We start from the raw sequence: 11,908 nt of genomic DNA, 5'->3' as shown, positions 1-11,908 counted from the left end.
CGGAACGAAAGCCCGGTCTTGGCATTGGACGGATCAGGAGACGGAAATGAACGGAAAGCTCATCGGTGGGGTTATCGTCGCCAGCGCCGCACTGGCCGGGGCGGTGCTCTATTATCTGCAGGTCTATGCGTTCTACTACGAACCCGACCCCCAACCGGGTCGCGACGTGATGCTGGTCGCGCAGGACGGCGGCGATCCCGAACCCATAGCCTATGGCGATTTCCGCGCCATCACCGCCGACAGTTCGCCGATCCGCTACCGCGCCTGTTTCACCACCTCGGCGGACCCGGCTGCGCTGGGGGCCGCCTACAAGGCGGCACCGGGCCACGATCCGCGCAACGCGCCGGGCTGGTTCGACTGTTTTGACGCCGGCGAGATCGCCGCCGGCATCGCCGATGGATCGGTGCAGGTGTTCCTGGGCACCAAGAACATCGCCTATGGTGTCGACCGGATCGTGGCGGTGGCGCGTGACGGGCGCGGCTGGGCCTGGCACGACCTCAACGATTGCGGGAAAAAGGCCTATGACGGCACCGTGACCGGCGAGGCCTGCCCGCCGCGCCCGGCAGGCGAGTGATCCGACGCCCGCGGCGGCCTAGTATCGGCAGCCGCGGGCGCCGGGATGGCGTCAGTCCTCGATGGCGCCTTCGGCATCATGCGCCATGCGCATCCGGCGGCGCAGCACGCCACCGACGAGGATCGGCAGGACAAAGCCGATGATGGCGATGGACCATAGCAGGATGGTGAGCGGCGAGGAGATCAGCACCGAATAATCGCCATCCGCGATATTCACCGCGCGCCGGAAATTGACCTCCATCTCGTTGCCCAGAAGCGTGCCGAGGATGATCGGCACCAGCGGCACGTCGAGCTTGCGCAGCACCCAGCCCATGACGCCAAAGCCGACCATGACCATCAGGTCGAAGCTCGACCCCGAGATGCCGTAGATCCCGACAAATGAAATCATCGCCACGATCGGCATCAGGATGCGCGGCGGCACCAGCAGGACGCGGGTGAACAGGCCGACCATCGGGATGTTCATCGCCAGCAGCATGACGTTGCCGATGAACAGCGCCGCGATCAGGCCCCAGACCACGTCCGGGTTCTGGGTGAACAGCAGCGGCCCCGGCGTGATGTTGAGCGCCAGCAGAACGGCAAGCAGAACCGCCGTGGTGCCCGAGCCCGGCACGCCCAGCGCGAGCATGGGAACCAGCGCGCCGCCCGCCGCCGCGTTGTTGCCCGCCTCGGGCGCCGCGACACCGCGCGGGTCGCCGGTGCCGAAGGTGTTGTCGCGGTCGACGATACGCTTTTCCATCGAATACGAGATGAACGAGCCGAGCGAGGCACCCGCACCGGGCAGCACGCCCGCGATGAACCCCAGGATCGTGGTGCGGCCCATGGTCGGGATGCAGGACCGGATCAGGCTCCAGGACGGCACGATGCGGCCGATCTGCATCCGGGGCTGGCGGGAAATGTCGCGTTCCGTGCCCCGGTGCTCGAGAAAGACAAACACCTCGGACAGCGCGAACAGGCCGACGATGGCGACGAGAAAATCTATCCCGTCATAGAGATGCACCTCGCCGAAGGTGAAGCGCGGAACGCCGGTCTGGGTGTCGACGCCGATCATCGCCAGCCCCAGCCCGAGCGCCGCGGCAAAGGCCGATTTCGCCTGGTTGGTCGATGAAATGCCGCCGAGCGTGGCGAAGGCCAGCGCGAAGAGCGCGAAATATTCGGCCGGACCGAACAGCAGCGCGACCTTGACCAGCTGCGGCGCCAGCAGAACCAGCCCCCATGTGGCGAAGAAGGCGCCGACGAAAGAGGCGACGCCCGAAAGCGCCAGCGCCTCGCCCGCACGGCCCTGCTGCGCCATCGGATAGCCGTCGAGGCAGGTCATCATCGCCGGTTCGTCGCCGGGGATATTGAGCAGGATCGACGAGATGCGCCCGCCATACATCGCCCCGTAATAGACGCTGGTCAGCAGGATCAGCGACGGCGTCGCGCCGAGGCCGAGGGTAAAGGCCAGCGGGATCAGGATCGCGACGCCGTTTGACGGGCCGAGCCCCGGCAGCGCGCCCATGATCGTGCCGAGAAAGCAGCCCATCAGCGCCAGCGCGAGGTTCTGCCAGGTGAGCGCGACGGCAAACCCGTCGGCGAGTTGGGACATCAGGTCCATGGGGTGCTCCTCAGAAACCGAAAGGGCCGCGGGCGAGGCTCAGCCCGAGCAGCAGCCGGAAAACCACATAGATGCCGACCGACGTGGCGACGCCGATGATCACGCTTTCCAGCGGCCGCGAACCGAGTCGCCAGGTCAGGTAGGTGGCCGCCAATGCGGTTGCGATGACGAACCCCAGCTGCGGCAATGCCAGCGCATAGGCCAGCATCACCAGCGCGGCGAAACCGATCTCGGCCAGGCGGCCGGCGTTTGGCCAGTCCGGTTCGGGATCGGGCTTGAGCAGGAAATAGATCGACGCGATGCCCATGACCGTGGCGATGATGTAGGGAAACATCTTGGGGCCGACGACATCGGACAGGAAACTCTCCTGGATGATGGATGCCTGCCAGCCGAAAAAGAGGGCGAGGACCAGACCGATCCCACCGAAGACGCGGTCGCTCATGCGAACTCCTCCCGGTTGCGGATGATGGAAAGGCATCCCCGATGACGACCGGAGATGCCGTGGCGCCGGGGCGCCGCTACTGCAGGATGCCGATCTCGCGCGAGAGATCCTGGATGCTCTGCACCGACTCGGTGACAAAGGCCTGGAACTCGGCGCCCTGCAGGTCGAGCGGGGCGAGGCCGTTACTGGCCATGATCGTTTTCCATTCGTCGCTGTCATAGAGCGTGTCGATCCGGCTGACCCAGTAGTCATAGGCCGCGTCGCTCATGTTGCCCGGCGCGTAGAACCCGCGCCAGTTCGCGCCGATGGCGTCGATCCCCTGTTCGCGGGCGGTCGGCAGGTCGGCGAAGTCGCCGTCCAGCCGGTCCGGGGCCAGCAGCGCGATCACCTTGATATCGCCCGATTCGACGAATCCCTGCGCCTCGGACAGATCGCCGGTAAAGGCCTGCAGCGACCCGGCCAGAAGCTGGGTCACCGCCTCGCCGCCGCCCGCGAACGCGATGTATTTCACCTTGCGCACATCCTCGACGCCGGCCCGCTGCGCGGCGATCAGCACCTTCAGGTGATCCCAGCCGCCGACGGCCGAACCGCCGCCGATCGAGATTGAGGTCGGGTCCGCCTTGATCTGCTCCATCAGGTCCGGCAGCGTCGCGATCCCGCTGTCCGCGGCCACCGCGATCACGCCGTAATCCGCGCCGATCGCGCCGACCCAGCGAACCTCGTCCATCGTGTTGCCCGGAAACGCGTTCTGCGCCAGCCGCGTTGCCGTGGCCGACGAGGCCGCGACGATCAGGTCGTTGTCGTCGCTGCGCTTGTTGACGACCTCGGCAAAAGCCACGCCGCCACCGCCACCCGACAGGTTGACCACCTGCATGGTCGAGGGGATCAGGCCGAGATCCTGCAGCGTCTTGCCGACCTGGCGGCAGGTGAAATCCCAGCCGCCGCCGGGGTTGGCCGGCGCGATACATTCGGGGGTCTCGGGGGTGAAATCCTGCGCGGCGGCCGCGAAGGGCGCACAGGCCAGAATTGCGGCGGCGGCGAGGCCGCGCCGGATGGTCGTGAATTGCATGGGTCTCCTCCACATCATGTCACGGACCGCGCATGTGGCGATCCGGGGTGGGGCGACCATAGGGCCGGAACCTGTCACCAACCTGTCACCAACCTGTAATGGCGCGGAACCGCGCGCTTTCCGGCTCGTGATCGGCGCGGTAAGCTCGGCAACCGGGGGGATCGCATATGCGCATTCTGATCGTCGAAGACACCGCCGATGTCGGGGAGGCCGTCGTTGCCAGCCTCGAAGCGGCGGGCTTTGCCTGCGATCTCGCGCCGAGGCTGGGGGATGCCGAGGATTGCGTGGCGGTTCAGGCCTATGACGCCATCGTTCTGGACATTAACCTGCCCGATGGTGACGGGCGGCTCCTGCTGAAATGGCTGCGCGCGCGCGGCGACAGCACGCCGGTCCTGATGCTCACGGCCGAGTTCGAGGTCACCGCGCGGGTGGCGGCGCTCGATTCCGGTGCCGACGACTACCTGGTGAAACCGTTCGACCTGCGCGAACTCGAGGCGCGGCTGCGGGTGTTGATCCGCCGCGAAAAGGGGCAGGTCAGCAACCTGATGCGGCTGGCCGATCTGGTCTTCGATCCCGCGGCCCGCACCGTGCATGTCGCCGATGCCCCGGTGCCGATGACGCGGCGCGAAATGACCCTGCTGAACCTGATGATGTCGCATCGCGGACAGATCCTGTCCAAGGACCAGCTGTTCGACGGGATATTCTCGTTCGACCGGGCGGATGTCGGCGCCAACGCGATCGAACTCTATGTCGCACGGCTGCGCAAGAAACTTGCCGGGTCGCGGGCGCGGATCGAAACCCATCGCGGGCTCGGCTACCGACTGGTTGCCGACGATGGCTGACCGCGCCGTGGTTCGCGCGACATTGTCGCTCAAGAGCCGCGTGGCGCTCGCCGTGGGATCGGTGCTGGTGCTGGGCGGCGCGGTGGTGCTGGTCGCGGCGCTGGCCTATGGCAGGCAGGCCGCGCGCGAAGCCTATGACCGGCTGCTGCTGGGGGCCGCGTCCGACATTGCCACCGCGATCTCGATCCGCGACGGGGCCGCGATTGTCGATCTGCCGGTCTCGGCCTTCGAGTTGATGTCGCTCGCCCCCGATGACCGCATCCGCTATCGCGTCGTCGGCCCGGACGGGGCAACCCTGACCGGCGACGGCGCCGCCCCGCTGCCGGAGGGGGCGGCGACGGGCGAAAGCGTATTCTATGACGGCACGTTCGGCGCCGAACCGGCGCGGTATGTGGCCGTGACCCGCCGGTTTGCCGAACGCCGGTTTTCCGGGCCGGTGCAGGTGGTTGTCGGTCACACGCTGCTGGCCCGGCGGGATCTCGCGCGGGACATCGCGCGGAACGCGATGCTGGTGCTCGGCGCGGCAGGGGCGGTGATGGCGCTGTTCGCCTGGCTGGTGGTCAGCCGGGCGCTCGAACCGCTGCCGCGGCTCAGCGATGCGCTGGCCGCGCGTGAGCCGACGGACCTCACGCCGCTGTCGCTGTCGGCGCCGAAAGAGGTGGCGGGCATGCTCGTCGCGCTCAACACGTTCATGGCGCGGCTGGAACGGCAGAGCGTGGCGACCGGCAAGCTGATTGCCGATGCCGCCCACCAGTTGCGCACGCCTGTCGCCGCGATCCGGGCGCAGGCCCAGCTGGCCGCCAGCGAGACCGACCCCGACCGCCGCGCCCGCATCGTGGCCCGGATCGAGGATCGCACCGCGGGGCTGGGCCGGTTGCTGGATCAGCTGCTCAGCCGGGCGATGATCATCCACCGCGCCGATACCGAACCCGCGACACCGCTGGACCTGCGCGATGTGGCGGTCGATATCGTCGAGGCCACCGACGATCTGTTCCTGGACGCGGGCATCGAGGTGGAACTGGCGCTGCCCGACGATCCGGTGCCGGTGCGGGGCGATGGCCTGTCGCTGACCGAGGCGGGCAAGAACCTGCTGACCAACGCCCTCTACCATGGAAAACCGCCGATCCGGCTGGGTGTGACCGACGGCGACATGGCCGCGCTGTGGGTGAGCGATCGCGGCGACGGACCGGCGCCGGGGATCCTGCAGTCGGCGGGCAGGCGGTTCGCGAAATCCGGCAGTTCCGGCGGCACCGGCATCGGTCTGGCCATCGCGCGCGAGGTGGCCGAAGGGCATGGGGGCCGGATCCGGATGACCCGTGATGACGGGCGGCACGCCGTTGCCCTCGAACTGCCGAGGCGCGCGCCATGATCCGTCTGGCGGCCCTGCTGATCTGCCTCTGGCAGCCGCTTGCCGCCCAGACGCCCGAGCTGACCGCCAGACTCGGCCCCGCCGATGCCGCGCATGTCGCGCTGTTGCGCAGCACCACCGATCTGGCGGCGCTGGGCCCCGTGATCGAGGCCTATCTGGTAACCCGCCCCGATACCCGTGTCGTCTATGAGCAGTGGGGGTCGAACGATCTCTACCGACTGACCGCCGGCGACTGCGCCAGCGGGCGGACCGGTGCCGATCTCGTCATCAGCTCGGCCGTTCATCACATGGTCGATCTCGTCAACCAGGGATGCGCCACGACCCATGTGTCGGACGGCACCGGCGCGCTTGCGCCCCAGCTCAGATGGCGCGATCAGCTGTGGGGGATCACCCGCGAACCTGTCGTGATGGTTTACAACCGGGACCTGGTCGGGCCCCACGAGGTGCCGCGATCGCGGTTCGACCTGCTCGACCTGCTGCGGCCGACCGGCAGCCGGTTCGCCGGGCGGGTGGCGACCTATGATATCGAGCAATCCGGCCTGGGGTTTCTGCTGGCCTTCAGCGATTCGCTCGAGGCGACGACCTTTGGCGGCCTGATGGAGGCGTTCGGGCGCAGCGGTTCGGTGGCCACCTGTTGTTCGGCCGAGATCATCGACGCGGTGATCTCGGGCCGGTTCCTGATCGCCTACAACGTTCTCGGGTCCTATGCCCTGCAGCGGGCCGGGCAGGAGGCGCGGCTCGCCGTCGTCGCGCCGGAGGATTACACGCTGATCCTGTCGCGGGCGGCGATGATCCCGGCCGGGGCGGCCGACACCGGGACCGCGCGGGATCTGCTCGACTACCTGCTTTCCGACGATGGCCGGGCGCGGCTGGAGGCGCAGGACCTGATCGTGAGGCTGGATGGCGGGGACGGTGCCCAGATCGAAGTGTCCGGTTCCGTCGAAACGCTGGAACGCCCGGTCGGTCTTGATCCAAGGCTCATCGTGGCGATGGATGCGGACAAGCGCGAACTGTTCATCCGGCGCTGGCGCGACGCGTTTCCGCAACTGCGGTGACGGCACCGGAACTGGCTGCTGCGCGCAATGGGTGCCTCAGTCCGCGGCGTCGGCAGACACCCCCCCAGGGCGCAGGTTGAGCCGGCTGGCGGTGGCCTTGTCCACGGCCTCTTGCGAATAGAGCATCGGCACATAGCGGCCTTCGGCCCAGAGCGGGGCGAGATCGTCGTAATGGGGCGTGCCGGGTATGCCGGACTGGCCCGGCGCGTTGATCCAGACGCTGTTGTCCCAGGCCCCCACATCGACCACCATGCGCACCGAGGCGCCGATCCGGACGCGATAGTCCGAGGCCTCGTAATGGGCCAGCATGACGGTGGTGCCGCTGCCGCCCTTGGCCAGCGGCCCGACATCGCGCGAGCTGCCCAGCGGTGTCAGCGCGTGGTTGAAATAGCTCTTGTGCAGATTGCCCCAGCGCCATGCGGCGGGATCGGTGCCGAACCGCGCAACCAAGTCATCCCAGGCCGCCGCAAGCGTATCGGCGATCAGCCTGTCATGGTCGATGTCGGCGCGGGCCGCAAGGCCGGGAAGGTCGCCGCGCAGCAGGCGGACAACCGTCGGAACATTGCCGGGAGCGAGATAGCCGCGCAGGGTGCTGTCGGGGGCGATGCGGGACAGCAGGGCAGGGCGCAGGTGGCCGGAGAGCCAGGTCTCGAACAGCAGGGCGGCGGCCGAGCCCGCGCGGGCATCCCCGTCCCAGCCTCGCAGCAGGTCGCGGGCGGCCCCGGGCGCGGTGTCCGGGACCAGCGCGCAGAGCTCCAGCGCCCGGGCCGAGACCGTGTCGGTCTGCAAGGCGCAGCTGCCCGCGACATCGCGCGCGCCACCGGCGCCGACCACCTCGGCGATGCGGTCGGCGCGCCCGTCCTCGAACCATTCAAAGCCGATCGGGCTGGCCGCATGGTCCCATCCCTCGGGCAGGTTCATCTCGTTGGCGGAGTGAACGAAGCCCTTGTCGGGGTTCACTATCGCCGGCAGGTCGGCGGCGGTCATGTAGCCCTGCCATTCATGGCGTCCGTCCCCCATCACCGGCGCCAGCCCGCGCCAGCCGGTGCGCCGCGGCACATAGGCGGCGGATTGCCAGCAGATGTCGCCCGCCATGTCGGCATAGACCATGTTGACCGACGGGGCGCCCCATGTGGTCAATGCCGCCCGGAACGCGGGCACGCTGGTCGTCCGCATGGATTTCAGGCTGGCCATGTAGGGGGCGGTGCCCGGATCGGTAAAGACGGTGCGCAGCGCCACGGCAATGCCGTCCCCGGCATGGACCACGGGCCCGTGGCGGGAAAATGTCAGGGTCAGGGTCTGGTCCGCCGCGCCCTTGACCGCAAAGGTCTCGGTCAGCCGGACAAAGGGTTCCGTGCTGTCGCCATACCGATAGGCGTCGCCGTCATCGGTGGTTTCATAGACCATCACGTCTTCCTGATCGGCGCAGAAGATGGTCAGGCTGAAGGCGGCGGTGCCGTTATGGCCGGCCATGATGCCGGGCGATGACGGCTCGCCTGCGCCGATCAGGTCCAGGCCCGGCGCGGTCAGGTGGACCATGTAGCGCAGCGAGGGCGCGGCATGCTGGCGGTGCGGGTCGCTGGCCATGATCGGGCGGCCGGTGTCGGTGAGGCCGGCCGAGATGGCCCAGTTGTTCGAGCCTTCCATCGGGGCGGCGGCGCGCTGCACGGTCATGCTCGCATCGACCGTGGACCATTGCGCGGCCTCCTCCAGCGTCGCGTCGAGCCGTTCGCGCTGGAAGGTGACGGGGGCGGTGGCCAGCGCATAGACATCGAGCGCATCCGGCGGCAGGCGGATGTCGGCCATGGTCTGCCATTCGCTGTCCGGCACCGGCGGTGAGAGCGGCACCCGCAGCAGGTCGGTCTCGGGATCGGCGAGGGCATGAACCTGCATCCGGGCAAACTCCGAGGCCGCGTTGCGCGACAGGCAATGGGTGCGGATGCGCACCACGTCCTCGGGCGCCCAATGGGCGGGCCGGGTGCCAAGCTCGGCAAATTCCGGGGGCAGGGGCCAGCTGCCGTCCAGCACCAGGTCGACGCCCGCGTTGATGCCGGTGGCAAAGGCGGTGCAGATGTCCTCGGCATCCTCGCCATAGGCGGCCCATTCGGCGGCCATGTCGCCGCGATAGAGGAACAGCCGCGCGGCACGGTCCTGCATCAGGTAGCCGGGGCCGAAATCGGCGGCCAGCAGGCCCAGCCCCCGCTTGCGCCAGAGGTCGATCTGCCACAGCCGGTCCCGCGCCGCATTGAACCCCTGCAGAAAGAACAGGTCCCGCGCGGTCCCGGCACGGATATGCGCCATGCCCCATTCATCGACGGATATGCTGGCGGGGGCGGACAGACCGGGCAGGGTGAGCGTGGTCATCGGGGTCTCCTGTGACGGGTCAGTATTTGCTGAGCGCGCGGGCGGTCTGCTGGCCAAGCGGCGCGAACCGGGCGACATAGTCCCCGGGGGTCCATTCAGAGAGCGATCCGGCGATGTGGATCGCCGCCACCGGCCTGCCATGGTTGTCGAGCACCGGAAATCCGAGCGCGATCTCGCCGCTCAGCAACTGGTTGAGCGCGAGCGCATAGCCGTTGCGGCGGGTCTCGCCGACCGCCTGCATGATCTCGTCGGGATCGGTCAGGGTGTGCGGCGTAAACGGGCGGCGGTCGGAACGTTCGATGATGTCGCGGGCGTCGGCTTCGGGCAGGCGTGACAGCATCGCCCAGCCGCCCGAGGTGCAGAAGGCCGGCACGCTGTGACCGAGCAGCGAGGCATTGAAGGTCTGGCGCTTGGTCTGCAGGCGAACGGCATAGATCATGCGGGTATCGTCGACCAGCGACAGGTCGACCCGTTCGCGGACCGAAGTGCGCAGTTCCTGCAGAACCGGCGTGGCCTGCCGGACCAGCGGGTGCAGCCGGAGATAGTCGAGCGTGTGATCGAGGATGCGCACGCCGGGCACGAATCCGTGCCCGCCCGCGTCACGCCGGATGTAGTTGAGCGCCCGCAGGGTATGCACCATCCGCTGCGTCGCGCTGCGGTCGAGCCCGGCATGGGTGGTGATCTCGGTCAGGGTCAGCGGGCCATCGGCGTGGTGAAAGGCCGACAGCACCGCCATGGCCCGTTCGACGGACTGGACAAACAGGGGCTCGGCACGATCCTCGGCGGTCGGGATACGTTTGCCCGGTTCCGACCGGGTCGTGTTCCTGAACATCCGTTTCTCCTGTTCGGTGTTGCATTGACCTATGGTCATGTGATGCCCTACGATTTCTATACGATGCAGCTGTATTGCCTTGCAATACATTGCGGCGACGAGGGGCATGGTGCCGATACCGGTGCCGCATCTGGGGGAAAACAATGCCAAGGCGCGTGGCGCTTGCCGGTTTCCTGCATGAAACCAACACTTTTGCACCGACCAGGGCACGCATGGCCGATTTCGTTCAGGGCGGAGGATACATGCCCATATCCCGCGGGCGCGCGGTGATCGAACGCGGGCGCGACATCAATCTGGGGATCGGCGGCGCGGTGGAGTTTGGCGAATCGGCCGGCTGGGACATGGTCCCGATCCTCTGGGCCGGGGCGATCCCGTCCGCGCATGTGTGCCAGGATGCCTATGAAAGCATCACCGCCGAGATAATTTCGGGCATTGCGGGCGCGGGCCACCTGGACGGGATATTCCTGGACCTGCATGGCGCGATGGTGGCCGAGCACGAGGATGACGGCGAGGGCCGGTTGCTGGCTGACCTGCGCGCGGCGGTGGGGCCGGACGTGCCGATCGCCGCAGCGCTGGACCTGCATGGCAACATCACGCAGCAGATGGTGGATGCGGCCGATGTGGTGGTGGGCTTTCGCACCTATCCGCATGTGGACATGGCCGAGACCGGCCATCGCGCGGCGCGGCAGTTGCAGGCGCTGATGGCGCGCGGCGCCCCGTTTGCCAAGGCGTTCCGGCGGTTGCCGTTCCTGATCCCGATTGCCTGGCAAAGCACGCGGGCCGAGCCGGCACGGGGGCTCTATGATCTCGTGGCCGGCCTGGAAACCGGCCCGGAAACTGGCCCAGAATTCGGCCCAGAATCCGGCCCGGTGGCCAGCACCTCTTTCTTCTTCGGGTTTCCGGCAGCGGATTTTCCGGGCTGCGGGCCGACGGTGATCTGCTATGGCGATACCGCGGCCGCCGCCGATGGAGCGGCGGATGCCATCGAACAGGCCGTGCTGGACGCCGAGCCGGCCTTTGCCGGCACATCCCATGACCCGGATGCGGGTGTGATCGAGGCGATGCGCATCGCCGCGACCGCGACCCGCCCGGTGGTGATCGCGGACACGCAGGACAATCCCGGTGCGGGCGGCGATTCCAACACCACCGGCATGTTGCGTGCGCTGGTGCGCCAGAACGCGCAGCGGGCCGCGCTGGGAAACATGGTCGACCCCGCCGCCGCCGCCGCCGCGCATGACGCCGGTGAAGGGGTCGAGATCGACATCGCGCTGGGCGGGTTTTCGGGCATCTCCGGGGACGCGCCCTTTCAGGGCCGGTTCATGGTCGAAAAACTGTCGGATGGCCGGCTGGTCGCGACCGGGCCGTTCTACGGCGGAGCGCCGCTGGACATGGGGCCGTCCGCCTGTCTGCGGATCGGCGGGGTTCGCGTGGTCGTGACCAGTAACAAGGCGCAGATGGCAGACCGCGAGATGTATCGTTTCGTCGGCATCGAACCCGAGCAACAGGCGATCCTCGTCAACAAGAGCTCGGTGCATTTCCGGGCCGATTTCGACCCGATCGCCGAAACCATCCTGACCTGTATCGCGCCGGGCCCGATGCCGGTGAGCCCGGCCAGCCTGCCATTCACCAATCTCGCGCCCGGTATCCGGCTGGAGCCGCTGGGCCGGGCATTCGAACCGGCGCGGTCCGAAAGGAAAAGGGAGGAGGCCATAACATAGTTTCAGGCGACAAGGGCGGCAAAGCCCGGCGCAACGACTTCAACCAACAG

The 11,908-nt window shown here is 68.1% G+C and carries 10 protein-coding genes; 5 read left to right on the top strand and 5 right to left on the bottom strand.

All coding sequences use genetic code 11. The features are described 5' to 3' along the window. The first annotated feature begins 46 nt into the window (after positions 1-46). Positions 47-574: a DUF6446 family protein gene (locus C6Y53_RS04005; RefSeq protein WP_106471248.1), complete on the top strand. Its 528-nt coding sequence runs from the start codon at positions 47-49 to the stop codon at positions 572-574. A 51-nt stretch (positions 575-625) separates the two neighbouring features. Here the strand turns inward: C6Y53_RS04005 and C6Y53_RS04000 are convergent, their stop codons facing one another. The 3 genes from C6Y53_RS04000 to C6Y53_RS03990 all read right to left on the bottom strand — a co-directional run bounded on the left by C6Y53_RS04000 (position 626) and on the right by C6Y53_RS03990 (position 3,678). After that, complete coding sequence (locus C6Y53_RS04000; protein ID WP_106471247.1) at positions 626-2,167, bottom strand: tripartite tricarboxylate transporter permease; 1,542 nt, start codon at positions 2,165-2,167, stop codon at positions 626-628. A gap of 10 nt (positions 2,168-2,177) precedes the next feature. Next, positions 2,178-2,609 carry a tripartite tricarboxylate transporter TctB family protein gene (locus C6Y53_RS03995; protein ID WP_106471246.1) on the bottom strand — a complete coding sequence of 144 codons (432 nt, stop codon included), beginning with the start codon at positions 2,607-2,609 and terminating at the stop codon, positions 2,178-2,180. A 76-nt stretch (positions 2,610-2,685) separates the two neighbouring features. Beyond that, a complete protein-coding gene (locus tag C6Y53_RS03990) occupies positions 2,686-3,678 on the bottom strand; it encodes a Bug family tripartite tricarboxylate transporter substrate binding protein (protein ID WP_106471245.1) in 993 nt (330 codons plus the stop codon). A 167-nt stretch (positions 3,679-3,845) separates the two neighbouring features. Between C6Y53_RS03990 and C6Y53_RS03985 the strand changes: the two genes are divergently transcribed. The 3 genes from C6Y53_RS03985 to C6Y53_RS03975 are packed head-to-tail and all read left to right on the top strand — an operon-like array spanning position 3,846 to position 6,944. After that, positions 3,846-4,520 carry a response regulator transcription factor gene (locus C6Y53_RS03985; RefSeq protein WP_106471244.1) on the top strand — a complete coding sequence of 225 codons (675 nt, stop codon included), beginning with the start codon at positions 3,846-3,848 and terminating at the stop codon, positions 4,518-4,520. Next, a complete protein-coding gene (locus tag C6Y53_RS03980; protein ID WP_106471243.1) occupies positions 4,513-5,889 on the top strand; it encodes a sensor histidine kinase in 1,377 nt (458 codons plus the stop codon). The genes C6Y53_RS03985 and C6Y53_RS03980 overlap by 8 nt, the downstream gene beginning before the upstream one ends. After that, entirely contained in the window at positions 5,886-6,944 is a 1,059-nt protein-coding gene (locus C6Y53_RS03975; protein ID WP_106471242.1) for an ABC transporter substrate-binding protein, read from the top strand. The genes C6Y53_RS03980 and C6Y53_RS03975 overlap by 4 nt, the downstream gene beginning before the upstream one ends. A gap of 36 nt (positions 6,945-6,980) precedes the next feature. On the opposite strand, the gene C6Y53_RS03970 is transcribed toward C6Y53_RS03975, so the two are convergent. Further along, positions 6,981-9,308 carry a penicillin acylase family protein gene (locus C6Y53_RS03970; RefSeq protein ID WP_244614936.1) on the bottom strand — a complete coding sequence of 776 codons (2,328 nt, stop codon included), beginning with the start codon at positions 9,306-9,308 and terminating at the stop codon, positions 6,981-6,983. Positions 9,309-9,327: 19 nt separating this feature from the next. After that, on the bottom strand, positions 9,328-10,140 hold the full coding sequence (locus C6Y53_RS03965; protein ID WP_106473952.1) for an IclR family transcriptional regulator: 813 nt from the start codon (positions 10,138-10,140) through the stop codon (positions 9,328-9,330). Positions 10,141-10,283: 143 nt separating this feature from the next. Between C6Y53_RS03965 and C6Y53_RS03960 the strand changes: the two genes are divergently transcribed. Then, on the top strand, positions 10,284-11,858 hold the full coding sequence (locus C6Y53_RS03960; RefSeq protein WP_106471240.1) for a M81 family metallopeptidase: 1,575 nt from the start codon (positions 10,284-10,286) through the stop codon (positions 11,856-11,858). Positions 11,859-11,908 lie beyond the last annotated feature (50 nt).

The sequence above is a fragment of the Pukyongiella litopenaei genome (genome assembly GCF_003008555.2).
Lineage (GTDB): Bacteria > Pseudomonadota > Alphaproteobacteria > Rhodobacterales > Rhodobacteraceae > Pukyongiella > Pukyongiella litopenaei.
This window is presented reverse-complemented; position numbering and strand designations above follow the sequence as displayed.

Bases quoted from the DNA above. Each gene is read 5' to 3' on its own strand.
- C6Y53_RS04005 (WP_106471248.1), top strand. From the start codon at position 47: ATGAACGGAAAGCTCATCGGTGGGGTTATCGTCGCCAGCGCCGCACTG.
- C6Y53_RS04000 (WP_106471247.1), bottom strand. From the start codon at position 2,167: ATGGACCTGATGTCCCAACTCGCCGACGGGTTTGCCGTCGCGCTCACC.
- C6Y53_RS03995 (WP_106471246.1), bottom strand. From the start codon at position 2,609: ATGAGCGACCGCGTCTTCGGTGGGATCGGTCTGGTCCTCGCCCTCTTT.
- C6Y53_RS03990 (WP_106471245.1), bottom strand. From the start codon at position 3,678: ATGCAATTCACGACCATCCGGCGCGGCCTCGCCGCCGCCGCAATTCTG.
- C6Y53_RS03985 (WP_106471244.1), top strand. From the start codon at position 3,846: ATGCGCATTCTGATCGTCGAAGACACCGCCGATGTCGGGGAGGCCGTC.
- C6Y53_RS03980 (WP_106471243.1), top strand. From the start codon at position 4,513: ATGGCTGACCGCGCCGTGGTTCGCGCGACATTGTCGCTCAAGAGCCGC.
- C6Y53_RS03975 (WP_106471242.1), top strand. From the start codon at position 5,886: ATGATCCGTCTGGCGGCCCTGCTGATCTGCCTCTGGCAGCCGCTTGCC.
- C6Y53_RS03970 (WP_244614936.1), bottom strand. From the start codon at position 9,308: ATGACCACGCTCACCCTGCCCGGTCTGTCCGCCCCCGCCAGCATATCC.
- C6Y53_RS03965 (WP_106473952.1), bottom strand. From the start codon at position 10,140: ATGTTCAGGAACACGACCCGGTCGGAACCGGGCAAACGTATCCCGACC.
- C6Y53_RS03960 (WP_106471240.1), top strand. From the start codon at position 10,284: ATGCCAAGGCGCGTGGCGCTTGCCGGTTTCCTGCATGAAACCAACACT.